Below are 23858 nucleotides of genomic sequence, written 5' to 3'. Positions count from 1 at the left end.
CGTTCGTTGCGTGTTCCTCCCCCTCCGTCACCTTCGGTGCCACCTCCCCCTTGCGGGGGAGGATCCGCAGAACGCCAGCGCTTACTGACGCAGGTCGTTCTGCGTGATCGGCACGATCTTCACCTCGACGCGACGGTTCGCAGCGCGCCCGGCATCGGTATCGTTCGACGCGATCGGCTGCGTTTCGCCGTAGCCGCGCGTGCCGATACGCGCAGTCTGGACGCCGTGACCTGCCAGATAATCCGCGACCGAGCGCGCACGGCGCTCCGACAGCGTCTGGTTGTAAGCATCGCTGCCGGTCGAATCGGTATGGCCGTACACGTCGATATACGTCTGGTTGTACTGCGACAGCGTATCCGCGACCTGGTCGAGCGTGCGCTGGAACTGCGGCTGCACGTTGGCGCTGTCATACGCGAAGGTGATGCCCGACGGGATGTTGAGCACCAGGTCGTCGCCCTGGCGGATCACCTGCACGTCGGTGCCGGCAGTGCGCGCGCGCAGGTCGCGCTCCTGCTTGTCCATGTACGCGCCGATGCCCGCACCCGCGAGACCACCAATGCCCGCGCCGAGCAGCTTCTCGGTCCGGTCATGCCGTCCGCCGACCACGTCGCCGAGCAGATAGCCGCCCAGCGCGCCGCCGATGCCGCCCAGCGCGGTCTTGGAAATCGTCTGGCGACCGGTCTCCGGATCGGTGGTGCAGCCGCTGGTGGCGATCAGTGCCGCGAGTGCAGCGCCTGCGAACATCTTGGTTTTCATAGATAATCTCCCTGAGACATGATGGGTGACGGCTTTGTGCCCGATACCGCCGATAACCCGGTGTTACGATGATTGTTCCGCCTGCGCACTGAACCGAGCCTGACCATCTTCGCGGCGTAATGTCGAGTATGCTGCCCCCCACGCGCAAGGACGGTTGTGCGACGGGCCGTTGTCCTGCAAAGAGCGCCTGAGCCAATGGCACCGCTTCCCCCCTTCCCCTGGATCGACGTCGCGATCATCCTCGCGCTCGTCGCGTTGAACGGCGTGTTCGCGATGAGCGAACTCGCGATCGTCTCCGCGCGGAAAGCGCGGCTCGAGGCGATGGCGCGCTCGGGCAAGAAGGGCGCGCGTGCCGCGCTCGTACTCGCCGCCGACCCCGGCAAGTTCCTCTCGACCGTCCAGATCGGCATCACGCTGATCGGCATCCTCGCAGGTGCCTATTCGGGCTCGAGCCTGGGCATGCCGACCGCCGCGCGGTTGCAGGCGTGGGGCCTGTCCGCCTCGACCGCGGAGACCGCCGGGTTCGCGATCGTCATCGGCTTGACCACCTACGCGTCGCTGATCATCGGCGAGCTCGTCCCCAAGCAGTTCGCGCTGCGTGCGCCCGAGGCGATCGCCTCGTTCATGGCGCCCGTCATGCGCTGGCTCGCGATCGGCACCGCACCGATCGTCTGGGTGCTCGATTCGACCAGCGCGTTGATCTTCCGCGCGCTCCGCCTGAACCGCGAATCGGAAGAGCACGTCACCGCCGAAGAACTCCACATGATCGTCGCCGAGGCGTCGAAGTCGGGGATCATCGAGGAGCATGAGCGCTCGATCATCTCGGGCGTCGTCCGCCTCGCGGATCGCCCGGTGCGCGAAGTAATGACGCCGCGTACCGAGATCGACTGGCTCGACTGCGACTGGGGCCCCGACGAGATCCGCGAGACGCTGCTCGCATCGCAGCACACCCGCCTGCCGGTCGGCGAAGGCTCGATCGATACGGTCAAGGGCGTCGTTCAGGCGCGCGACATCGCCGCGGCGCTGTTCCGCGGCGAACCGATCGACCTGCGCGCGCTGATGCGCAAAGCCCCCGTCGTGATCGACCAGATCGACGCGATGGACGCCTTGCTGGCGCTGCGCGAGGCCGAAGTGCCGATGGCGCTGATCCACGACGAGTACGGCCATTTCGAAGGCATCGTCACGCCGGCCGATCTGCTCGCGGCGATCGCCGGCGAGTTCAAGTCGGACTCCGATCCCGACGATGCGCCTTCGGTCGTGGTGCGCGACGACGGCTCGCTGCTGGTGGCAGGCACGATGGCAGCGGACTCGCTTGCCGATCGCCTTGGCATCGACCTGCCCGAGGACCGCGACTACGCGACCGTCGCGGGCCTCGCGCTGTCGGTGTTCCGTCACCTTCCCGGCGAGGGCGAGAGCTTCGTCGAACAGGGCTGGAAGTTCGAGATCGTCGATCTTGACGGACGGCGGATCGACAAGCTGTTGGTGAGCGAAGTCTGACGTCTTGGCGTGGCGCTCAGAAGTTTAGATCGAACCCGACGTTTCTACGTATGCGCCACCCCGGCGAAGGCCGGGGCCCAATTGGCAAGGCCGCAGTAACGAAGCGCTACCCTAGTTTACGACGTCCCCCAATTGGGCCCCGGCCTCCGCCGGGGTGGTACTCGGGGTTAAGTTGCTTGCTTGCCTCGCTTGCGGAAAGCGCGCTGACCGGCACAATCCGTTCGTACTGAGTAGCCGCTGAGCTTGTCGAAGCGGCGTATCAAAGGACAGGTTGGCGCGCGGACCTCGTGCTTCGATACGAGCTCTCGATATGCTCCTGACGGAGCTACTCGGTCTTTACTCAGCACGAACGGGGAGGGGAGGACGGCGGGAGACCGTTAGGCTACATCCCCTTTTTACTGACCGGTTTCGGCCGCCGGCTTCGTATCAAACGCCGGCGTCTCGACCCCCGGAGCCTCCATCGGCACCTCCGAAACCGGCCTAGCCCCAGGCTCCAGGTCGCTCGGCACGAACGGCACCACACTCGGCGGCGGCCCCGACATCCCCGCCGGATCGCCCTCGACCCGCCCATGGAGATGGTCGATCTCCGCCTGCCGCCGGTTCAGATAGAACGACCGCGTCGCCGCGTACGGATCGGGCGAATTGTCGTGCAGGTCCTTCAGCGTCTGGTCGAATTCCGACCGGTGATCGAGCGCGCCCAGGATACCCGCGGGGATCGCGTACGCCGTGCTGGTGAACGGCTTGCCGATGGCGACCGGCAGGATCAGGCGATCGATCGCACCGCCGAGCAGATCGCGGATCGTCGTCGGTCCGACCAGCGGCAGGAACAGGAACGGGCCGTTCTTGACACCGTAATAGCCGAGCGTGTTGGCGAACCCGTTCGACCGCCGTGGCAGGTGGAACGGCTTCTTCTTGGCGACATCTAGCACGCCAGCGACGCCGATCGTCGTGTTGATCGCGAACCGTCCGACCGTCTCCGCCGCCTTGCCCGGCTTGAACTGCAGCAGGAAGTTCAGGAAGACGATCGGCTCGCGCAGGTTGTAGAGGAAATTGTGGATGCCGCGTCGAATGGGGCTCGGCACGGTCTTCTTATAGGTCCGCGCGACCGGGCCGATCACCGCGTCGTCGACCTTCTGCGTCACCGCGAACGACTCGGCGTTGACCGCGCGCAGCGGATCGCCCGCGGTTTCCTTGCGGCCGGTGACGATGATGTCGTTCGGCGTCCGCTGAGCGGGCGGAGTCCCCAGTGGAGCGGGACCGACCGGCGGAATTTCCTGCGTCGGCAGCCCCTGGGCGAAAATCTCGATCGCCGGAAGCGACGCGGCCAGAGCAAGCGGCGAAACCGCCATCGCCGCGACGGGCTCGAAGTCACCCGCGAACGGCGACGATACCGCGCCCGGCAGCGCCACGCTCGCACCGACGCCGGGCAACGCTATCGGCGCGGCCGTCACGTGAACGGGGGCAGCCGTCAACAGCATTGCGCTCATCGTTACCAGCATGTGCACTCATCGCCCTGTTATCGGCCGCTCTCCTACATCGAGATGCGACGCGCCTGACATGCCCGTCGGCGCGCGTGCAGCATAGAGCCAATCGTCATCCGCGCGCGCGGATCGCGGTTAACCGATCGCGCGATGCCCCGTCCCGACCCGTCTGGAGCGAAGGCGTAGCTCAGAGCTTGCCGAACACCGCCTCGAAGCCGGCCTTGTCGCCGGCCGCCAGCAATCGCGCCTGCTCGATCCAGCGATCGCGACCCATCCGACCAGTGAAATTGCCAAGCTGCGCGTCGATGCGCTGCGCCTCGCTCTCCGACAGCGCCGCCATCTCGCCGACCGTCGAAACGCCGAGCGCGCCGAGCTGTGCGGCAACTTTCGGCCCGAGCCCTTTCAACTGCGTGACGGGCCCGTCCGCATAGGACAGCGCCGGTACTGCCGGTGCAATTGGAGCCTCTGCGGCCGGCGCTACGGGTGCGGGAGCGGCAGTTTCGGTTGCCGGACTCGCCCCCAGTGGCGACGCAGCGGCGATCGGTTCGTCGGTCAGACGATCGGGCGTTTCCACCACGTCGTCGTCACGCGAAACCGACGCCTGCTCGGGGGCGCCGCCTACGGGTGATAAAGGCCGGGCCGGTTCCGGTTTGGTCGGCTCGGGCCGTGGCGGGGCAGGCTGAGTCGGCTCAGGCTGGGGCGAAGCGGCGGGCGGCGCAACGGGAACGGGCGCGCTTTGCGTTTGCGTCTGCGTCTGCGCCTGCTCCGCCTTGCGCTCCTGAACAGGCTTGGCCGAGACCGGCTCGGGCGGAACGCCGGCCTCCTCGGCGTTGGCGATCACGTCGTGCGCGGCCTTCACGCGGCTGCGCTTGGCGCGGATGCCCCAGATCAAGCCGATCACGACGAGGATCGCGACGACGGCGATGATCGTGAAGTGGATTGCGGTCAGCGTGGCGATGCCGTCGGGCAGCAGGCTGAGGCCCGAGGCGGAGGTCGCGGAAGTTTCGTTCATTGCCATACCGTAGCGTCACGCGCGAAGGGCGGCGAGACCTAATCGGCTGGCTCGTACCTGACGATCCTCCCCCGCAAGGGGGAGGTGTCGCCGAAGGTGACGGAGGGGGAGGAAACGGAACAGGGGTTTTGCCTACCTCCCCCTCCGTCTGGCAAGAGCCAGCCACCTCCCCCTGGCGGGGGAGGATCGAGACGCATCACCCGCGCGCGATCTCGCGCCAGCCGATGTCGCGGCGGTAGAAGCCTTCCGCGAAATCGATCGCCTCGACCGCGCGGTAGGCGTTGGCCTGCGCCGTCGCGACGTCGTCGCCTGTCGCGGTCACCGCCAACACGCGCCCGCCCGATGCGACCAGCCCACCGTCCTCCAGCCGCGTACCAGCATGAAATACCGTGCCCCCTGCGGCCCGCGCGGAATCCAGTCCGACGATTGATCCGCCGGCCTTGGGCGTGCCCGGATACCCCTCCGCCGCCATCACCACCGTCAACGCGGTCTCGTCGCTGAACTGCGCCGCGGGCATCTCGCCGAGCCGCCCCTCTGCGGTCGCCAGCATCGTCGCGAGCAGGTCGCCTTGGAACCGCATCATCAGCACCTGCGTCTCGGGATCGCCGAACCGGGCGTTGTATTCGATCAGTTTGGGCCCCTGCGGCGTCAGCATCAGCCCAGCGTACAGCACGCCCGAGAACGGCATGCCCTCCGCCGCCATCGCCGCCACCGTCGGCGCGACGATCTCGTCGATCGCGCGCTTCTCCAGCGCCGGCGTCAGCACGAGCGCAGGGCTGTACGCGCCCATCCCGCCGGTGTTCGGGCCGGTATCGCCTTCGCCGACGCGCTTGTGGTCCTGCGCGGAGCCGAACGGCATCAGCGACACGCCATCGGTCAGCACGAACAGGCTCGCCTCCTCGCCCTCCAAAAATTCCTCGATCACCGCCTCGGCTTCCCCGTCGGCGAACAGCGCGTCGAGCGCGGCGTCGGCGTCGGCTGCGCTGAACGCGATCACCACGCCCTTGCCCGCGGCAAGCCCGTCCGCCTTGATGACCACCGGCAACGAGAAGGTGCGGGCGAGTGCGATATCCGCCTCTTCGCGGGTCTTGACGCGGACATAGCCCGCGGTCGGAATGCCGGCGCGCAGGCACAGGTCCTTGGTGAAGCCCTTCGACCCCTCCAACTGCGCCGCCGCCTTCGAAGGCCCGAACACCGGAACGTCCGCCGTGCGCAGCGAGTCCGCCAGCCCGTCGACCAACGGCGCCTCGGGTCCGATCACCACCAGCCCGACCGCATGCTCGCGCACGAACGCGACGACGGCGGCGTGATCCGTCGCATCGAGCGGCACGAGCGTCGCAACGCGCGCGATCCCGGGGTTGCCCGGCGCGGCATACAGCGTATCGAGTCCGCGAGATTGCACCAGCTTCCACGCGAGCGCATGTTCGCGCCCCCCCGAGCCCAGCAGCAGGACGTTCATGCCCGATCCCTTTTCCGATGATGTGTCCAGCGACATGCTGGCAAACATGGGGCGGCTGGTAGCCGAGCCGGTCGTCGGCGACAACGCACTGGCGATGTCGGTCGGCGAACTCGCCTTCAAGCTGAAGCGGATGGTCGAGGGCGAGTTCGGCCATGTCCGCCTGCGCGGCGAGATCTCGGGCTGGAAGCGCGTCGCCTCCGGGCATTGCTACATGTCGTTGAAAGACGACCAGGCGGTGATCGACGGCGTGATCTGGAAGGGCAATGCGTCGAGCCTCGCCTTCGTCCCACAGGACGGGATCGAGGTGATCGCGACCGGCAAGCTCACCACCTATCCCGGCCGCTCGAAATACCAGATCGTCATCGAACGGATGGAGCTGGCCGGCGCCGGCGCGCTAATGGCGCTGCTGGAGAAACTGAAGGCTAAGCTGGCGGGCGAGGGGCTCTTCGACGGCACGCGGAAAAAGCGCCTGCCGTTCATGCCGAAGGTGATCGGCGTCGTCACCTCGGGCACCGGCGCGGTGATCCGCGACATCCTGCACCGCCTGGAGGATCGCTGCCCGACGCACGTGATCGTCTGGCCGGTGAAGGTGCAGGGCGAGGGCTCGGCGGCCGAGATCGCCGCCGCGGTGCGCGGGTTCGACGCGATTCAGCCGGGCGGCCCGGTGCCGCGCCCAGACCTCGTGATCGTCGCGCGCGGCGGTGGCTCGGTCGAGGATCTGTGGTCGTTCAACGAGGAGGTCGTCGTCCGCGCGGTCGCGGCCTGCACGATCCCGATCATCTCCGCCGTCGGCCACGAGACCGACACCACCTTGTGCGATTTCGCCGCCGATCTGCGCGCGCCGACGCCGACCGCCGCGGCCGAGATTGCGGTGCCGGTGCTCGCGGACCTGCGCCTGACGATCGACAGCCACCGCAACCGTACCGAGCGATGTGCGCGCCGCCATGTCGAGCGTGGCCGGGAGCGGCTAGACGCGCTCGCCCGCCTGCTGCCGAAGCGCGACCAGTTGCTCGGGCCGCAGCGCCAGCGTGCCGACGACTTTGGCCAGCGTCTGGATCGCGGGCTGGAGCGTAGGCTTACCCTCGCACGCGGTAGCCTGGACCGCTCGGGAGCAGCGCTCCGTCCCGCCACGTTGGAGCGTAAACTCGAAGCGAAACGCGCGCAGCTCGACGCGACGTGGCGTCTGGTCCAGTCGCTCAACCCCGACGCCATCCTCGACCGCGGTTATGCCCGTGTCACCGCTCGCCCCGGCGGCGAAACGCTCGCGTCTGCCGGGTCGGCGCGCGAGGCAGGCACGCTCACCCTCCACTTCCGCGACGGCGTGGTCGACGCGGTGACGGACGCCGGCCTTGAGCGCCCGGTCGCCAAAACCTATGCTGCTCCCAAGGCAAAGGCCGCGCCCGATCCGGCACCGCGCCAGCCGACCCTGCTGTAGAGAAGACCCGCAATGCTGATGTCCAACTCCGACCGCGCCGCGCGCTTGCATTATATGGCTAACGGTTTCCGCGTGCTCAGCCCCGGCGACCACGTCGCCTGCGCCGCCACCGGCCACCGCATCGCGCTCGAAGACCTCCGCTACTGGAGCGTCGCGCGCCAGGAAGCCTATGCCACCGCCGCCGCCGCCAGCGAAGCGATGGCGCCGCGATGAAGTCTGGGGGCGCACCGACGCGGGCGGCGGCCCTCACGCTACTAGCCGCAACGACCGCCACCGCGCAGATCGCGCCCCCGCCGACCGCTACGCAAGACGCGCCCCTACAGACCGCGGCCAGCGCTTCCGGCTTCCGCTGGACCGGCACGCTCAGCCAGGGCGGCCTGATCCTCGGTACGGCACCGGCCGGAACGCGCGTGCTCACGCTCGACGGCAAACCGGTGGCGCTCGCTCCGGACGGCCGCTTCATCGCCGGTTTCGACCGCGACGCCGGCCCGCAAGCATCGCTCGTCGCAACCCTGGCGGAAGGGCGCACCGTCACCCAGTCGCTGGCGATCGCACCCCGCGCATGGCGAATCGAGCGGCTCGACACGCTCCCCAAATTCCCTGCACCGGACCCCGTGTTCGCCAGGCTCCGCCCACCCGAACTCGCACAGATCGTCGCCGCCCGCGCCCGCACCACCGACGCGCAAGGTTGGCGGCAGGCGTTCGCGTGGCCCGCGACCGGCCGCATCTCCGGGCTGTTCGGGTCGCAGCGGGTCTACAAGGGCGAACCCGGCAGCTATCACTCGGGCACCGACATCGCCAAGCCGACCGGCGCGATCGTCACTGCGCCCGCCGATGGCGTCGTGATCCTCGCGGCGGACCACCCCTTCACGCTGGAAGGCAACCTGCTCATGCTCGACCACGGCATGGGCCTCAACAGCGCGTTCCTGCATCTGTCGCGCATCGACGTGAAGCCCGGCGACCATGTCCGCCAAGGCCAGCCGATCGGCGCCGTCGGCATGACCGGCCGCGCCACCGGCCCGCACCTGCACTGGGCACTACGCTGGAACAGCGCCAAGCTGGACCCGATGCTGGTGACCGGGGCGATGCGATCGTAGTATGGTATCTTCGCTGCGGACCTAGTTCTGGCGCTTTGCCTTGACGCCCGGCTGGCCGCCGACGCTTAGACGAAAGCTGCCAAGTGCGGCACGCTTGATGACGATCTTGTCGTTTGGTCGCGGACGGCGCGCGATCACATTATCGTCAGTCTGCATCCAGCGCGCACCGTCGGCCATCACGAAGCTCCACCGGCCCGCGTCGTCGACCGATGCGCTCGCTACCGTTGTCTCGATCTGGGGAATATCGCTACCGCTGCCAAACAAGCCAGTGTCGGGAAGCGTTATGCCGAACAGCACGCGGCGGGTTTCGCGAACCTGCTGCTGATCGATGACTACCAGCGTTTGAGTACTTTCCGCCGTATCGAGCGCGGCGACCGATCGATCGAAACAGGCAAGGCGCGCGGCGGAGTCAGTAAGCGTGCGGCATTGCGTCACGGCGACCAGCAACGGCGCCCGTTCCGCCTTGCGCGGTTTCGCCCCAATCGCGGAACCCGTCATAAGACCGACCAGCCCGAACGCCGCCAAAATCGCTGTGATCCGCATGTGCGCCCCCGCTTGTATTGGGGAAAGCGATAGGCTGTCACCGGTGGATCCACAAGATAGATGACGGCGATCGAATAATGTCCCGCAATGCGGGTGATGTTGCAATTGGGTGACAATGCTGCCGTAATGCGACGAGTTACCGACTTTTTGATACTTTCTTTTGGACAAGATACCCAAGTCTTGCGAAATCGGGCGCAACGGCGGTCAAACGATCGCTGAAGCATCGTGTCGGATGGAAAAGTTCGCCGATACTCAAAGGGGCTTTAAGTATATGCAAAAGCACATCTTTCGAGATTGTCTGCTCGCATCGACGATGATCGCGGGTGCAGTCGTTTCGCTGCCGGGTTACGCGCAGACCGCGCCGGCTCCGGCTCCACAGGGGACGACGAGCGACGACGGCGCCGCGGCGACCACGCCGGCGATCTCCAATACGCCCAGCCAGGATCCCGCCGCAGCGGGTACGGCAGGCGGCGGTGACATCGTCGTCACTGGTTCGCGTATCTCGAACCCGAACCTGACGTCGGCGAGCCCTGTAACGGTCGTCAACGCAGCAGAAATCAAGTTGCGCGGCGCCACGCGTATCGAGGACGTTCTCAACAGCCTGCCATCGTCGTTCGCGACGCAGACGTCGTCGGTGTCTAACGGTTCGACCGGAACCGCGACCATCAACCTGCGTAACCTGGGTGAATCGCGCACGCTCGTGCTGGTCAACGGTCGTCGCCTGATGCCGGGCAATCCGTCGTCTAGCAGCACCGCCAGCGCCGCTGCCGACGTCAACATGATCCCGGCCTCGCTGCTGAAGCGAGTGGATGTTCTGACCGGCGGCGCAGGAACGGTCTATGGGTCGGATGCCATCGCCGGCGTTGTCAACTTCGTACTCGACACGGATTATGAAGGTTTCAGCATTGATACCTCAGGCGGCATCTATAACCACAATAACCGTAGCGATCGCTTCAAGGCTCTGAATACCGCGCGTAACTATCCGGCTCCAACCGGCCAGTCGTTTGACGGGACCCAGTTCGACATCAATTTCAAGGTCGGCGCCGGTACCAGCGACGGTCGTGGACACGTTGTCGGTTACGGCGGTTACCGGAAGATCGGTGCGATCCTGCAGGGTTCGCGCGACTATAGCTCGTGCGGCCTGAACGCTCCGGCGGGCAACGTCGGCAACGACTATGTCTGCGGTGGCTCGACCACGGCATTCCCAGCGAACTTTACGCTTGGCGACGCGGTCGTCAACGGCGCAGCAAGCGGCCTGCAGCAGCAGTATACGCTGAACGGTGCCGGAGCGCTGACCACGGGGCGGACGCTTTATAACGCGAACCCACTCAATTATTACCAGCGTCCGGACAAGCGTTACACCGCGGGCTTCCTCGCGAACTACGAAGTCAGCGAGGCGTTCAAGCCTTATGCTGAGTTCATGTTCATGGACGATCGTTCGGTCGCGCAGATCGCGCCGTCGGGCGATTTCAGCAACACGTCGGTCCTCAACTGCAACAACCCGCTGCTTTCGGCGGCACAGGTCGCGACCTTCTGTCGTGTGACCAATCAGGTCCGCAATGCCAATGGCCAGGTCATCAACTTGACCAATCCGGACGGCACCCAGTATCAGCAGGCGAACGTGACGATCGGTCGTCGCAACGTCGAGGGGGGCGGTCGTCAGGCCGATCTTCGCCACACCCAGTATCGCTTCGTCGCAGGCGCACGCGGTGACATCGCCAAGGGTGTCTCGTACGAGGCATATGGCCAGTTCGGCAGCACTGTCTTCAACCAGATCTATCGCAACGAATTCTCGATCGCGCGCACGACGCGCGCGCTGGATGCGATCACCGACACGCGTCCTGGTTCGGCAACGCTCGGGCAGGCAGTATGCCGCTCGGTCGTCGACGGTACCGATCCGAGCTGCGTCCCGCTCAACATCTTCGGGGCAGCAGGCATCACGCCGGCGGCACTAGGCTATGTCCAGACGCCGGGCTTCCAGTCGGGAGAGAACAAGGAAACGGTCCTCAACGGCTCGTTCACCTTTAAGGGCGGTGAATATGGTGTTCAGTCGCCGTTCGCCAGCGAAGGCATCGCGATCAACGTCGGTGGCGAGTACCGTAAGGAATCGCTCAATCTCGAAGTCGACAACGGTTTCCTCAGCGGTGATCTAGCCGGCCAGGGTGGTGCGACCTTGCCGATCCGGGGTAGTTACAACGTGAAGGAAGCGTTCGGCGAGCTGCAGATGCCGCTCGTCAGCGATCGTCCGTTCTTCAACGAGCTGACCGTGAACGGCGGCTACCGGTATGCGAGCTACAGCACTGCCGGTTCAGCGCACTCGTACAAAGGTGAGCTGGTCTGGGCGCCGATCTCGGACATTCGGTTCCGCGGCGGCTACAACCGTGCGGTCCGCGCTCCGAATACACAGGAATTGTTCGCACAGCAGTCGGTGCAGATCGATGGTGCGACGGATCCCTGCGCAGGATTGGCCGTCGGCGGTCTCGTGAACGGAAACACAGCTGCACAGTGTGCCCTGACCGGCGTGCCGGCGAGCCGCTTCGGCTTGGTCCAGGATAACCCCTCCGAGCAGTATAATGGCTTGGTCGGCGGCAACCCGAACCTGAAGCCCGAAAAGGCTGATACCTTCACCGCCGGCGTGATCTTGCGTCCGTCGTTCTTGCCGGGCTTCAACCTGTCGGTCGATGCTTTCCGCATCAAACTGAAGGATCGGATCGGTATCATCGGTGCCGACACGATCATCGCGCAGTGCCTTGCTACGGGCAATCAGCAATTCTGCAGCGCTATCAACCGGGACGCCAACGGGACCCTCTGGCAGGGTAACAACGGCTTTATCGTCGATACCAACGTCAACGCAGGAACGCTGACGACGCAGGGCATCGAGACGTCGGGCGGCTACACCTTCCGCTCGGATAGCATCGGCACGATCGGCCTTTCGTTCAACGGTACGTATGTCGACAAGCTCACGTCCAACAAGGCTGGCGCGAAGTTCGATTGCGCGGGTCTCTACGGCGCACAGTGCGGCTATCCGATGTCCAAGTGGCGTCATCAGGCGCGTATCTCGCTGACGACGCCGAACGGCATCGGCCTGTCGGGTAACTGGCGGTATTTGTCGGCAACGAAGTTCGAGCGCACCAGCAGCGATGCTGATCTCGCCGCTCCGTTCTACGCCCGTGATGCACGCGTGAAGGCGCAGAACTATTTCGACCTCGCGGGCACCGTGCGCGTAGAAGACAAGTTCACTTTCCGTCTTGGCGTGAACAACATCCTCGATAAGACACCGCCGATCCTGAGCGCGACGGCATCGCCGATCGGCTCCTTCGGCAACGGCAACACCTATCCTGGCATCTACGAAGCGATCGGTCGCTACATGTTCGTTGGTCTGACCATCGATATGTAATCTATCCATCGGGACTTAAATCAGGGCGGCGGATCATCGATCCGCCGCCCTTTCTCGTTCAAAGATAGATGGTTAGGCGACCTGAAGCACCAGCTTGCCGTCGCCTTCGTCGATCTTGACGGTCGCGCCGTCCTTCACCTCGCCGCGCAGGATCATGTCGGCGAGCGGGTCCTGCAGATACCGCTGGACCGCACGCTTCAGCGGCCGCGCGCCGTACACGGGATCATAGCCGACCCGCCCCAGCCATGCGCGTGCGGCGTCCGTCAGGTCGAGGACGATCTTGCGGTCGGCGAGCAGCTTGTCGACGCGCGACACCTGGATGTCGACGATCGGCGCCATGTGCGACTGGCCGAGACGGTGGAACAGGATCACCTCGTCGAGCCGGTTAAGGAACTCCGGCCGGAAGTGCGACCGGACGATCTCCATCACCTGCGGCTCGACCGACGAGACGTCGTCGCCCTCCGCCATGTTGGCCAGATACTGGCTGCCAAGGTTCGACGTCAGGATGATCAGCGTGTTGCTGAAATCCACCGTGCGCCCCTGGCCATCGGTCAGCCGCCCGTCGTCGAGCACCTGCAACAGCACGTTGAACACGTCGCCATGTGCCTTCTCGACCTCGTCGAACAGGATCACCTGATACGGCCGCCGGCGCACCGCCTCGGTCAGCACGCCGCCCTCCTCGTAGCCGACATAGCCCGGAGGCGCGCCGATCAGCCGCGCGACCGCGTGCTTCTCCATGAACTCGCTCATGTCGATGCGGACCATCGCCGACGGATCGTCGAACAGGAATTCGGCCAGCGCCTTGGTCAGCTCGGTCTTGCCGACGCCGGTCGGTCCCAGGAACAGGAACGACCCGAGCGGCCGGTTGGGATCCTGCAACCCCGCCCGCGCACGCCGGACTGCGGTCGAGACAGCCTTCACCGCATGCGCCTGGCCAATCACGCGCTTGCCGATCGTCGCCTCCATCGCGAGCAATTTATCGCGCTCGCCCTGGAGCATCCGCTCGACCGGAATACCGGTCCAGCGGCTGACGACGCCGGCGATGTCGTCCGCGGTCACTTCCTCGCGCAGCATCGCGCCCTTTGTCGCCCCCGCCGCCTCGTCGAGCTGGCGCTGCAACCCCGGAATCGTCCCATAGGAAAGCTCGCCCGCCTTGGCGAGATCACCCGAGCGCTGCGCCTGCTCCAGCTCGAGCCGGGCGGCATCGAGCTGTTCCTTCACCCGCGCCTCGGCATTGATCTTGTCCTTCTCGCCCTTCCAGCGCGTCGTCAGTTCGGCGGATTGCTCCTCCAGATTGACGAGTTCGCCCTCCAGCGTGTCGAGCCGGTCGACCGACGCATCGTCGGTCTCGCGCTTCAACGCCTCGCGCTCGATCTTGAGCTGGATGATCCGCCGGTCGAGATTCTCGATCGCCTCGGGCTTCGACTCCACCTCCATGCGGATCCGCGACGCGGCTTCGTCCATCAGGTCGATCGCCTTGTCGGGGAGGAAGCGGTCGGTGATGTAGCGGTTCGACAGCGTCGAGGCGGCGACGATCGCGCCGTCGGTGATCCGCACGCCGTGGTGCAGCTCGTACTTCTCCTTCAGCCCGCGCAGGATCGAGATCGTGTCCTCGACGGTCGGTTCGCCGACCATGACGGGCTGGAACCGCCGCTGCAACGCCGGGTCCTTCTCGACGTACTTGCGGTACTCGTCGAGCGTGGTCGCGCCGACACAGTGCAGTTCGCCGCGCGCGAGGGCGGGCTTAAGCAGGTTGCCCGCGTCCATCGCGCCTTCGGATTTGCCCGCGCCGATCAGCTGGTGCATCTCGTCGATGAACAGGATGATGTCGCCCTCGGCGGCCTTCACCTCGTCGAGCACGCCCTTCAGCCGCTCCTCGAACTCGCCGCGATACTTCGCACCCGCGATCAGCGAGCCGAGGTCGAGCGACATCAGTCGGCGATCCTTCAGCGTATCGGGCACGTCGCCATTGGCGATCCGCAGCGCCAGCCCCTCGGCGATCGCGGTCTTGCCGACGCCGGGCTCGCCGATCAGCGCAGGGTTGTTCTTGGTCCGCCGCGCCAGGATCTGGATCGTGCGCCGGATCTCCTCGTCGCGACCGATGACGGGATCGAGCTTGCCGTCGCGCGCCGCCTGAGTGAGGTCGCGCGCGAACTTCTTCAGCGCATCATAGCGGTCCTCGGCACCCGCGGTGTCGGCGGTACGGCCCTGGCGCAAACCATTGATCGCGGTGTTCAGGCCCTCGGGTGTCACGCCGCCGGTCTTCAAGGCTTTGCCCGCCGCGGTGTTCAGCGACAGCGCGAGCGCGACCAGCAGCCGCTCCACGGTAACGAAGCTGTCGCCAGCCTTGTTCGCGATCTGCTCGGCCTGATCAATCACGCGCACCGCGTCGTTGTCGATCCCCGGCGTGGTCTGCGCGCCCGAGCCCGACACGACCGGGATCTTCGCGAGCGCGAGATCGGTCTCGGACGTCACGCGCTTGGCGTCGCCACCCGCTGCCGCGATCAGCCCGGCGGCCATGCCTTGCTCGTCTTCCAGCAGCGCCTTCAACAGATGCTCGGGGGCGATCCGCTGGTGGTTCATGCGGATCGCGACGGTCTGCGCGGATTGCAGGAAGCCCTTCGCGCGGTCGGTGAATTTGTCGATGTTCATGACGAATTCCTGTGGGAGTGTTTCGGTGTTGGCCGAAAGATGGTGTTGTATTTGGGCAACACAAGAGGCGGGCGCAGGTCGGATGCTAGGGCGAGCGCGAGGCATCCGGAATAGCGTTTATTGTCGGTATCGAAGCGCCGCCGTCATCGCTATGTTCAGGTTCGCATGCTATATGGATGGCGTGTCTACAGCGCTCCCCCATACCTACGCCATCGGCATCGAGCCGGCCGACATCGACTTCATGGGTCACGTCAACAACGCGAACTATCTGAAGTGGGTACAGGCCGCAGTGATCGACCACTGGCAGCGCTTGGCGCCCGCCGAGGCGGTGGCCGGGCACCTGTGGGTCGCGCTGAAACACGAGATCACGTACCGCAAGCCCGCGTTTCTCGACGACGATGTCATCGCGACCGTCCTGCTCGAGAAGGTCCAGGGCGCGCGCGCCTTCTACGAGACGATCATCAAGCGCGGCGAGGACGTGCTCGCTGAGGTTAAGTCGAGCTGGTGTTGCCTGGATGCGGAGACGCTGCGGCCATCGCGGTTGGCGAACAGCGTCGTCGAGCATTTCTTCCCGAAGACCGACCTTAAAGACTGACGTCTCTCGGGCGATCGACCCTCAGAAATCGATCGCCATGCCCTTGAGCTCCCAGTCGCCATAGCGCGTAGGATCGCGCGGCTCGGGGTCCTTGTCCGGCACGATCGCCTCGGGCTTCGGCACCGGCGTATTCTTCGCCAGATACTCGGGTGGCTTAACGTGATCGGGGCGCTGGCCCATCGCGGCTCTCCGGATTTGCGTGTTGGCGTCGTAACCGCCACATGGGCCCTGTCGCGCCGCTTTGCCATAACAGCCGCGCGACAAACCGAACGCGAAGGACCTTGATATGCCCGACTATACCCACGCCCCCGAGCCGCTCGGCGTCCCGACCCGACGCGCCGCACTCCGCCTGCTCGACGCCGTCCTGCGTCGCGGCGAGTCGCTCGAATCCGCATTGCCGGCAGCCACCCGCGCGATCCACGGTCCCGACCGCGGTCTCGCGCATGCGATCGCCGCCGAGACGCTGCGCCGCCTTCCCGATCTCGACGCGATGATCGATTCGGTGACCAAGACCAACCTGCCCGACGATGCCAAGGCGCGGATGGCGCTGCGGATCGCCCTCGTCCAGGTGCTGATCCTCGGCACGCCCTCGCATGCTGCGATCTCGACCGTGTTGCCGCTGGTCGACGGCGGCCCGCGCAAACTCGTCCACGGCGTGTTCGGCACGCTGTTCCGCGCCAACATGCTCCTCCCCGAGGTGCCGACGCTGCCGGCCCCCGTCGAACTGCGCTGGGAAGCCGCGTGGGGCGAGGAGATGGTCGACGCCGCCGGCCGCGCGATCGCGCAGGTGCCGCCGCTCGACCTGACGATCGCCGACCCGTCCGAGACCGAAGGCTGGCGCGAGAAACTCGGGGGCGAGAGTTTCATGCCCGGGCACCTGCGTCTGGGCGACCATGATTCGGTCCCCGACATGGTCGGCTTCGGCGACGGCGCCTGGTGGGTGCAGGACATTGCCGCCTCGCTCCCCGCGCGATTGCTGGGGAAAGGGGAGGGGCATGTCCTAGATCTCTGTGCAGCCCCCGGCGGCAAGACGCTGCAGCTCGCGAGCGCCGGCTGGACCGTCACCTCGGTCGACAATTCGCAGAGCCGGATCAAGCGCCTGCGCGAAAACCTCTACCGCACGCATCTGAAGGCAGAGGTCGTCAACGCCGACATCCTCGACTGGGCCCCCGCCGAGCCCGCCGACGCGATCCTGATCGATGCGCCGTGCAGTGCTACGGGTATCTTCCGCCGCCACCCCGACGTCCTCCACCGCGTCCGCCCCTCGATCATCGCCGAGACCGCGGCGTTGCAGGCGCGCATCTTCGCCAGGGCGGCGGACTGGGTGAAGCCAGGCGGTACGCTCGTCTACGCCACCTGCTCGCTCGAACCGTCGGAAGGCGAAGCGCAACTCGACGCGTTCCTCGCGGCGCGCAGCGATTACACGATCGCCCCGGTAGACCAGTCCGAACTCCCCGCCGGCATCACGCCCACGGAAGCGGGCACGATCCGCACACTCCCCGGCATGCTCGCCGACCAGGGCGGCTGCGACGGCTTCTTCATCACCCGATTGAAGCGCAGCTAAGCAAGAGCACGCAGTCACTTGTTCCCCCGCGAAGGCGGGGGCCCAGGATTACTCAGCGGGCCGTTCGTAACCCTGGTTTCCTGCCTGCGCAGGAAAACATGAGGGGCTGGTACAGCGTACCGGTCCCGCGCTAGGACAATTTCCATGCAACCCGTCCGCATCGCCCCCTCGATCCTCTCCGCCGACTTCTCCAAACTCGGCGAGGAAGTCCGCGCCATCGACGCAGCCGGCGCCGACTGGATCCACATCGACGTGATGGACGGCCATTTCGTCCCCAACATCTCGTTCGGCCCCGCGGTCATGAAGTCGGTCCGCGGCGTCACGACCAAGCCGTTCGACGTCCATTTGATGATCTCGCCCGTCGACGCGTATCTCGACGCGTTCGCGGAGGCCGGCGCCGACTGCATCACCGTGCATTACGAAGCCGGCCCGCACATCCACCGCTCGCTCCAGCATATCAAGGGCCTCGGCAAGCGCGCGGGCGTGGTCATCTGCCCCGGCACCCCGGCGAAGATGCTCGACTATCTGCTGGACATGGTCGACCTCGTCCTCGTGATGAGCGTCAACCCCGGCTTCGGCGGCCAGAGCTTCATCCCCAGCCAGCTCAAGAAGATCTCGGCGATCCGCACGATGATCGAAAAGAGCGGCCGCGCGATTGATCTCGAAGTCGATGGCGGTGTCGACGCGGAATGGGCCAAGCGCTGCATCGAGGCCGGCGCCGACGCGCTGGTGGCGGGCACCTCGGTCTTTCGCGGCGGCCCCGATCACTACGCCGCCAACATCGCCGCGTTGCGGGGGTGAACGAGCCGCGTGATCCTGTAACCGATCCCGCCCCCGACGGGATCGACGAAGGCCGCCGCCTGATCCGTCTCGGCGGCGACAAGGGGCTGTCGCTCGCCGACCGGCTGGCCGAGCGCTTCCACCGCCTGACGTGGCGCACCCCGCTCCACACGCTGCGGCTCAAGGGCCGCTACCCGCTCAAGCTGATTGCGGTCCCCGACGACCCCATCCTCGGCGACATTCCGCGCGGCACGATGCTGCTGGAGGGCGTCCTCTCGTTCCGCGGCGAGGCGCGCGATATCGAGACGCTCGACCTTTCGAAGCCGCTGCCCAAACCGTTCGCCGAATATCTCCACAGTTTCGGGTGGCTACGCGACCTGTCGACCGTCGCGACGCGGGCGCGGGGTGCGCCGATCGCCGAATATCTTATGGGCCTCTGGCTGACCGCGCACGCCGACACGCAGGGCGGGATCGCATGGCGTCCCGACATGTGGGGCCGCCGCATCCTCGCCTGGACCGCGCACGCGCCGCTGATCCTGTCGTCGTCCGATCAGATCTACCGGTCGAAGGTGTTGAACGCTCTCGCCAAGGGCGCACTCCACCTCGATCGCACCGCCGACAAGGCCCCGGCGGGTGCGTCACGCATTGCCGCGTGGTGCGGAGTGGTCGCGGCCGGGCTGCTGATTCCTGGTGGCGAGCCGCGCCAGGCGTTTGGTGAAGCCGGCCTGCTCCGCGCGCTCGGCACCGGCCTGTTCGACGATGGCGGATCGGTGTCGCGCAGCCCGGCGATGCTGCTCGACTCGATCCAGCTGCTCACGCTGCTCCAGGAAAGCTACGCCGCGCGCAGCGCCGAACTCCCCGAGACGGTCGCGGTCACGCTCACCCGGATGGTCGCGGCGCTGCTCGGTGTTGCGCACGCCGATCGCGGCCTGTCGAGCTGGCAGGGCGGCGGTCCGGCCAGCGAAACGCAGGTCGCCGCGGTCATCGAAGCCAGCGGCGTCCGCACCCGTCCGCTCCGCCAGGCGCGCGACTGGGGCTATCAACGCCTCGCCGCCGGTACCGCCGTGCTCATTGTAGACGCCGCCCCGCCGCCGATCGCGCGCCTCGTCGAAGGCGGTTGCGCGTCGACGCTGGCGTTCGAATTCTCCGACGGCCCCGCGCGCATCGTCGTCAACTGCGGCGGCGCACGCGCGGGCATCGCGCAACTCCCGCCCGCGATGGTCGAGGGTTTGCGCTCGACTGCCGCGCATTCGACGCTGACGATCGCCGACAGCAACTCGACCGCGATCCTAGCCGACGGCACGCTCGGCCGCGGCGTCGGCGAAGTCGAGCTCAGCCGCCAGGAATCGGATGCCGCCAGCCGGATCGAGGCGAGCCACGACGGCTATGTCCGCCGCTGGGGCTTCCTCCACCGCCGCCAGCTGATGCTCACCGGCGACGGCCGCGAACTCCGCGGCGAGGACGCGCTGTTGCCGCAAGGCCGCAAGCGCCGCGCAGGGCTTTCGTTGTTCGCGATCCGCTTCCACTTGGGCGAAGGCGTGCAGGTCTCCCCGACCGCCGACGGCCTAGGCGCGATCCTCCGCCTCCCCGGCGGCCCGCTCTGGCAATTCCGCTGCCGCGGCGGCGCGCTGGTGGTCGAGGACAGCGTCTGGATCGACGCCGACGGTCGCCCGGTCGCGACGCAGCAGCTGATGATCACCGGCGAAGCCGCGGCCGGCGGCGCGAGCGTGAGCTGGGCGCTGAAGAAGGCCTGAGTTCTTCCCCCCTCCCTGAAAGGGAGGGGCCGGGGGTGGGTCGGGTTCCACGTGTCCGGACAGTCGCGGCTCGAGCGGGCCTACCTACCCCCAACCCCTCCCTTTCAGGGAGGGGAGCAGCGTCCCCCCCGCACGCCCCCCTGTTCCCCAACGTCAACCAACGCTAAGGCACCGCCGCACGGCGACCCCCGACGAAAGACCCTCATGACCAGCATCCCGATCAAGCGCGCGCTCCTGTCCGTCTCCGACAAGACCGGGATCGTCGATCTCGGCAAGGCGCTGGCCAGCCACGGCGTAGAACTCGTCTCCACCGGCGGCACCGCCACCGCGCTCCGCGCCGCCGGGCTCGAAGTCCGCGACGTCAGCGAACTCACCGGCTTCCCCGAAATGATGGACGGCCGCGTCAAGACGCTCCACCCGATGGTCCATGGCGGCCTCCTCGCGGTCCGCGACGACGCCGGTCACGCCGCCTCGATGGCCGAGCACAAGATCGGCGCGATCGACCTCGTCATCGTCAACCTCTACCCGTTCGAGGCTACGGTCGCAAAAGGGGCAGATCGAGAAACCGTGATCGAGAACATCGACATCGGCGGCCCCAGCATGGTGCGCTCGGCCGCCAAGAACCACGCCTATGTCGCGATCGTCACCGACCCCGCCGACTACGCGCTCGTCTCCGGCGGCACCACCACGCTCGACGACCGCAAGAAGCTCGCAGCCAAGGCCTTCGCCACCACCGCCGCGTACGACTCGGCGATCGCAACGTGGTTCGGCACGGTCGACCAGGCCGAGGAATTCCCCGCCACCCTGCCGATCACGCTCAAGCGCGGCGACACGCTCCGCTACGGCGAGAACCCGCACCAGTCAGCCGCGTTCTACACCGCAACCGGCACCGTCCGCGGCATCGGCCAGGCCCGCCAGCTCCAGGGCAAGGCGCTCAGCTACAACAACCTCAACGACGCCGACGCCGCGCTCGAACTGATCGCCGAATTCCGCGACGCGGCGCCCTCGGTGGTGATCGTCAAGCACGCCAACCCCTGCGGCGTCGCCACCGGCGCCTCGCTCGCCGACGCCTATGCCGCAGCGTTCGCCTGCGACACGGTGTCGGCATTCGGCGGCATCATCGCCGTCAACCGCACGCTCGACGCCGAAACCGCGCGCCAGATAACCGGCATCTTCACCGAAGTCGTCGTTGCCCCCGATGCCGACGAGGAAGCGATCGCGCTGTTCGCCGCGAAGAAGAACCTCCGCCTGTTGCTCACCGGCGACCTCCCCGATCCCGGGCGCGCCGGCTTGACGGCCAAGTCGATCGCCGGCGGCTGGCTCGTCCAGGGTCGCGACAACGGCACGCCCGGCGAGTTGAAGGTCGTCACCAAGCGCCAGCCGACGCCGCAGGAACTCCTCGACTGCCGCTTCGCCTGGACCGTCGCCAAGCACACTAAGTCCAACGCGATCGTCTACGCGAAGGACGGCAGCACCGCGGGCATCGGCGCCGGCCAGATGAACCGCCTCGAATCCGCGCGCATTGCCGCGTGGAAGGCGAAGGACGCCGCGGAGAAGGCTGGCTGGGCTACCCCGCGCACGATCGGCTCGGCGGTCGCCTCCGACGCGTTCTTCCCCTTCGCCGACGGGTTGCTGGCAGCGGTCGAGGCCGGCGCGACGGCAGTGATCCAGCCGGGCGGCTCGATCCGCGACGCCGACGTCATCGCAGCAGCAGACGAAGCTGGCCTCGCCATGGTCTTCACCGGCATGCGCCACTTCCGCCACTGAGTTCGACCCTCACCACTACCGTCATCCCCGCGAAGGCGGGGACCCATATTGGCGAACCTCTGCGATTATCGCCAAAGAGAGCCAGTATGGGTTCCCGCCTCCGCGGGAATGACGAAGGTGTAGCGGCTGCCCATAAAACAGGCACCCGCACCGCACTGCACAAGTTTTAACCCCAAAACCTCCGCTGCTCGGCCGCCGAGCACACCTCACCCCTTCGCATACCAACTGGCACGCACATTGCAAGGCACCTCCCGTAACAAGGGGAAGGGGCGCGATGAAACTCGTCATTGCCATCATCAAGCCGTTCAAGCTCGACGAGGTGCGCGAAGCGCTCACCACGATCGGCGTGGCGGGCATGACGGTCACCGAGGTCAAGGGGTTCGGCCGTCAGAAGGGCCAGACCGAGATCTATCGGGGGGCCGAGTACAGCACCAACATGGTGCCGAAGATCAAGATCGAGGTGGTCTGCGCCGCCAGCCTGTCCGACCGCGTGGTCGAGGCGATCCAGGCATCGGCGAACACCGGCGCGATCGGCGATGGCAAGATCTTCGTGCTCGACGTCGGCCAGGCAGTGCGGATCCGCACCGGCGAAACCGACGATTCAGCGCTCTGAGGGGGGACGAGATGAAGCATGATTTGAAGAAGGCCGCCGTCGCGGCTCTAGGGTTCGGCGCGACGATGATCGCCGCCGCACCCGCCTGGTCACAGGCTGCCGTCGCACCGGTGGTCGCGCCCGTCGTCGCGACCGTGAACAAGGGCGACACCGCCTGGATGATGACCTCGACGATCCTCGTCCTGATGATGATCCTCCCAGGCCTCGCGCTGTTCTACGGTGGCCTCACGCGGTCGAAGAACATGCTGTCGACCATGACTCAGATAGGTGCCGTCGCAGCGCTCGCGATGCTCGTCTGGGTGATGTGGGGCTATTCGCTGGCACTCGGCAGCGACAACGGCAGCGCGCTGCTCAGCAACTTCATCGGCGGCTTCGGCAAGCTGTTCCTGGCCGGCGTCACGCCCGCATCACAGGCAGCGACCTTCACGGCCGGTGTCGAGATCCCCGAATATGTCTTCATCTGCTTCCAGATGACCTTCGCCGCGATCACCATCGCGCTGGTCTTGGGCTCGGTCGTCGAGCGCATGAAGTTTTCGGCGGTGATGGTGTTCGGCCTGGTCTGGCTGACGATCGTCTACTTGCCCGTCGCGCACATGGTGTGGGCATCGAGCGGCTATTTCTTCAAGGCAGGCGCACTCGATTTCGCCGGCGGCACCGTGGTCCACATCAACGCCGGCGTCTCGGCGCTGGTCGCGGCGCTGATCCTCGGCAAGCGTATCGGCTACCCGAAGGAGCCGATGGCACCGCACTCGCTGGTCATGACCGGCATCGGCACTGGCCTGCTCTGGGTTGGCTGGTTCGGCTTCAACGCCGGCTCGGCGCTCGAGGCGAACGGCTCTGCCGCCCTCGCGATGCTCAACACCTTCGTCGCCACCGCGTCGGCTGCACTGTTCTGGATGCTTGCCGAGAAGCTCTCGGGTCATAAGGGTTCCGCACTCGGCTTCTGCTCGGGCATCGTCGCCGGCCTCGTCGCCGTCACGCCGGCCGCGGGCAACTCCGGCCCGTTCGGCGCCATCGTCCTCGGCGCGATCGCGTCGCTCGTCTGCTTCATGGCAGTGTCGAAGCTCAAGCCGATGCTCGGCTACGACGACTCTTTGGACGCCTTCGGGATCCACGGCATCGGCGGCATGATCGGCGCGATCGGCACCGCGGTCGTCTACGCGCCGTCGCTCGGCGGGCCGGGTGCCGCGGACTATGCGATGGGCGCCAAGCTTTTCGTGCAGCTCCAGGCGGTGATCGTCACGATCATCTGGGCCACGATCGGCACCACGATCGCGATCTATATCGCCAAGGCCGTCACCGGCCTGCGGGTCTCGCCGGAAGTCGAGCACGAGGGTCTCGACATCGGCGAACACGGCGAGCGCGCTTACAACTGATCGCCAACACGAATCGGTAGCGGGCCAGTCGAGCCCGCACCCACGACGTTCCTCCTGCGGACAACCTTAGCCCGGTGTGG

19 protein-coding genes are annotated in these 23858 nt (G+C 66.6%); 12 read left to right on the top strand and 7 right to left on the bottom strand.

What is annotated here, in order from left to right; all coding sequences use genetic code 11:
* Positions 1-81 precede the first annotated feature (81 nt).
* Positions 82-756, bottom strand: a complete 675-nt coding sequence (locus AC1MH0_RS10480) for a YiaD family glycine zipper/OmpA-like lipoprotein (RefSeq protein WP_333923732.1) — start codon at positions 754-756, stop codon at positions 82-84.
* 195 nt (positions 757-951) lie between these two features.
* Here AC1MH0_RS10480 and AC1MH0_RS10475 point away from each other — a divergent pair, with 195 nt between their 5' ends.
* Complete coding sequence (locus AC1MH0_RS10475) at positions 952-2253, top strand: hemolysin family protein (protein WP_056063992.1); 1302 nt, start codon at positions 952-954, stop codon at positions 2251-2253.
* Positions 2254-2648: 395 nt separating this feature from the next.
* Here AC1MH0_RS10475 and AC1MH0_RS10470 read toward each other — a convergent pair whose 3' ends face one another.
* The 3 genes from AC1MH0_RS10470 to purD form a co-directional block, all read right to left on the bottom strand.
* Positions 2649-3752, bottom strand: a complete 1104-nt coding sequence (locus AC1MH0_RS10470; RefSeq protein WP_480962734.1) for an MlaA family lipoprotein — start codon at positions 3750-3752, stop codon at positions 2649-2651.
* Positions 3753-3921: 169 nt separating this feature from the next.
* The gene (locus tag AC1MH0_RS10465; RefSeq protein ID WP_480962733.1) at positions 3922-4746 is read right to left on the bottom strand and encodes a hypothetical protein; all 825 of its coding nucleotides are present in this window, start codon (positions 4744-4746) and stop codon (positions 3922-3924) included.
* A 196-nt stretch (positions 4747-4942) separates the two neighbouring features.
* Complete coding sequence (gene purD / locus AC1MH0_RS10460) at positions 4943-6205, bottom strand: phosphoribosylamine--glycine ligase (protein WP_480962732.1); 1263 nt, start codon at positions 6203-6205, stop codon at positions 4943-4945.
* Between purD and xseA the strand changes: the two genes are divergently transcribed.
* From xseA to AC1MH0_RS10445, 3 genes are read left to right on the top strand one after another with little or no spacing between them, the layout of a single operon-like run.
* Positions 6204-7640, top strand: a complete 1437-nt coding sequence (gene xseA / locus AC1MH0_RS10455; protein ID WP_480962731.1) for an exodeoxyribonuclease VII large subunit — start codon at positions 6204-6206, stop codon at positions 7638-7640. The two genes, purD and xseA, sit on opposite strands and share 2 nt — an antisense overlap.
* 12 nt (positions 7641-7652) lie before the next feature.
* Positions 7653-7853: a DUF2093 domain-containing protein gene (locus AC1MH0_RS10450; protein WP_055881745.1), complete on the top strand. Its 201-nt coding sequence runs from the start codon at positions 7653-7655 to the stop codon at positions 7851-7853.
* Positions 7850-8737: a M23 family metallopeptidase gene (locus AC1MH0_RS10445; RefSeq protein WP_480962730.1), complete on the top strand. Its 888-nt coding sequence runs from the start codon at positions 7850-7852 to the stop codon at positions 8735-8737. Before AC1MH0_RS10450 ends, AC1MH0_RS10445 begins: the two co-directional genes overlap by 4 nt.
* A gap of 21 nt (positions 8738-8758) precedes the next feature.
* Here the strand turns inward: AC1MH0_RS10445 and AC1MH0_RS10440 are convergent, their stop codons facing one another.
* The gene (locus AC1MH0_RS10440) at positions 8759-9457 is read right to left on the bottom strand and encodes a hypothetical protein (RefSeq protein WP_480962729.1); all 699 of its coding nucleotides are present in this window, start codon (positions 9455-9457) and stop codon (positions 8759-8761) included.
* 136 nt (positions 9458-9593) lie between these two features.
* Between AC1MH0_RS10440 and AC1MH0_RS10435 the strand changes: the two genes are divergently transcribed.
* On the top strand, positions 9594-12677 hold the full coding sequence (locus AC1MH0_RS10435) for a TonB-dependent receptor domain-containing protein (protein ID WP_480962728.1): 3084 nt from the start codon (positions 9594-9596) through the stop codon (positions 12675-12677).
* 72 nt (positions 12678-12749) lie between these two features.
* Here the strand turns inward: AC1MH0_RS10435 and clpB are convergent, their stop codons facing one another.
* A complete protein-coding gene (gene clpB, locus AC1MH0_RS10430) occupies positions 12750-15329 on the bottom strand; it encodes an ATP-dependent chaperone ClpB (RefSeq protein ID WP_480962727.1) in 2580 nt (859 codons plus the stop codon).
* 181 nt (positions 15330-15510) lie between these two features.
* On the opposite strand from clpB, the gene AC1MH0_RS10425 reads away from it, so the two are divergent.
* Entirely contained in the window at positions 15511-15924 is a 414-nt protein-coding gene (locus tag AC1MH0_RS10425; RefSeq protein WP_107955557.1) for an acyl-CoA thioesterase, read from the top strand.
* A gap of 21 nt (positions 15925-15945) precedes the next feature.
* Here the strand turns inward: AC1MH0_RS10425 and AC1MH0_RS10420 are convergent, their stop codons facing one another.
* Positions 15946-16104: a DUF1674 domain-containing protein gene (locus AC1MH0_RS10420; protein ID WP_107963485.1), complete on the bottom strand. Its 159-nt coding sequence runs from the start codon at positions 16102-16104 to the stop codon at positions 15946-15948.
* A gap of 106 nt (positions 16105-16210) precedes the next feature.
* Here AC1MH0_RS10420 and AC1MH0_RS10415 point away from each other — a divergent pair, with 106 nt between their 5' ends.
* From AC1MH0_RS10415 to AC1MH0_RS10390, 6 genes are all read left to right on the top strand, one after another.
* Entirely contained in the window at positions 16211-17488 is a 1278-nt protein-coding gene (locus AC1MH0_RS10415; protein ID WP_480962726.1) for an RsmB/NOP family class I SAM-dependent RNA methyltransferase, read from the top strand.
* 144 nt (positions 17489-17632) lie between these two features.
* Positions 17633-18289 carry a ribulose-phosphate 3-epimerase gene (gene rpe, locus AC1MH0_RS10410; RefSeq protein ID WP_480962725.1) on the top strand — a complete coding sequence of 219 codons (657 nt, stop codon included), beginning with the start codon at positions 17633-17635 and terminating at the stop codon, positions 18287-18289.
* Complete coding sequence (locus AC1MH0_RS10405; RefSeq protein WP_480962724.1) at positions 18286-20022, top strand: heparinase II/III family protein; 1737 nt, start codon at positions 18286-18288, stop codon at positions 20020-20022. Before rpe ends, AC1MH0_RS10405 begins: the two co-directional genes overlap by 4 nt.
* A gap of 204 nt (positions 20023-20226) precedes the next feature.
* Positions 20227-21789 (top strand): bifunctional phosphoribosylaminoimidazolecarboxamide formyltransferase/IMP cyclohydrolase, encoded by a 1563-nt coding sequence (gene purH / locus AC1MH0_RS10400; RefSeq protein ID WP_480962723.1) that lies wholly within the window; start codon positions 20227-20229, stop codon positions 21787-21789.
* A gap of 274 nt (positions 21790-22063) precedes the next feature.
* The gene (locus AC1MH0_RS10395) at positions 22064-22402 is read left to right on the top strand and encodes a P-II family nitrogen regulator (RefSeq protein WP_056053652.1); all 339 of its coding nucleotides are present in this window, start codon (positions 22064-22066) and stop codon (positions 22400-22402) included.
* 11 nt (positions 22403-22413) lie between these two features.
* Positions 22414-23778, top strand: a complete 1365-nt coding sequence (locus tag AC1MH0_RS10390; protein ID WP_480962722.1) for an ammonium transporter — start codon at positions 22414-22416, stop codon at positions 23776-23778.
* Positions 23779-23858: the final 80 nt, after the last annotated feature.

It is taken from the genome of Sphingomonas sp. AP28 (genome assembly GCF_056680455.1).
Note: the sequence above shows the minus strand (reverse complement) of the source record. Positions and strands in the feature narration are given on the sequence as shown.

Excerpts from the sequence above, each read along its gene's own strand:
- AC1MH0_RS10390 (WP_480962722.1), top strand. The coding sequence starts at position 22,414 with ATGAAGCATGATTTGAAGAAGGCCGCCGTCGCGGCTCTAGGGTTCGGC.
- AC1MH0_RS10420 (WP_107963485.1), bottom strand. The coding sequence starts at position 16,104 with ATGGGCCAGCGCCCCGATCACGTTAAGCCACCCGAGTATCTGGCGAAG.
- AC1MH0_RS10480 (WP_333923732.1), bottom strand. The coding sequence starts at position 756 with ATGAAAACCAAGATGTTCGCAGGCGCTGCACTCGCGGCACTGATCGCC.
- rpe (WP_480962725.1), top strand. The coding sequence starts at position 17,633 with ATGCAACCCGTCCGCATCGCCCCCTCGATCCTCTCCGCCGACTTCTCC.
- AC1MH0_RS10415 (WP_480962726.1), top strand. The coding sequence starts at position 16,211 with ATGCCCGACTATACCCACGCCCCCGAGCCGCTCGGCGTCCCGACCCGA.
- AC1MH0_RS10435 (WP_480962728.1), top strand. The coding sequence starts at position 9,594 with ATGATCGCGGGTGCAGTCGTTTCGCTGCCGGGTTACGCGCAGACCGCG.
- AC1MH0_RS10395 (WP_056053652.1), top strand. The coding sequence starts at position 22,064 with ATGAAACTCGTCATTGCCATCATCAAGCCGTTCAAGCTCGACGAGGTG.
- AC1MH0_RS10475 (WP_056063992.1), top strand. The coding sequence starts at position 952 with ATGGCACCGCTTCCCCCCTTCCCCTGGATCGACGTCGCGATCATCCTC.
- clpB (WP_480962727.1), bottom strand. The coding sequence starts at position 15,329 with ATGAACATCGACAAATTCACCGACCGCGCGAAGGGCTTCCTGCAATCC.
- AC1MH0_RS10445 (WP_480962730.1), top strand. The coding sequence starts at position 7,850 with ATGAAGTCTGGGGGCGCACCGACGCGGGCGGCGGCCCTCACGCTACTA.
- purD (WP_480962732.1), bottom strand. The coding sequence starts at position 6,205 with ATGAACGTCCTGCTGCTGGGCTCGGGGGGGCGCGAACATGCGCTCGCG.
- purH (WP_480962723.1), top strand. The coding sequence starts at position 20,227 with ATGACCAGCATCCCGATCAAGCGCGCGCTCCTGTCCGTCTCCGACAAG.
- AC1MH0_RS10465 (WP_480962733.1), bottom strand. The coding sequence starts at position 4,746 with ATGAACGAAACTTCCGCGACCTCCGCCTCGGGCCTCAGCCTGCTGCCC.
- xseA (WP_480962731.1), top strand. The coding sequence starts at position 6,204 with ATGCCCGATCCCTTTTCCGATGATGTGTCCAGCGACATGCTGGCAAAC.
- AC1MH0_RS10450 (WP_055881745.1), top strand. The coding sequence starts at position 7,653 with ATGCTGATGTCCAACTCCGACCGCGCCGCGCGCTTGCATTATATGGCT.
- AC1MH0_RS10470 (WP_480962734.1), bottom strand. The coding sequence starts at position 3,752 with ATGCTGGTAACGATGAGCGCAATGCTGTTGACGGCTGCCCCCGTTCAC.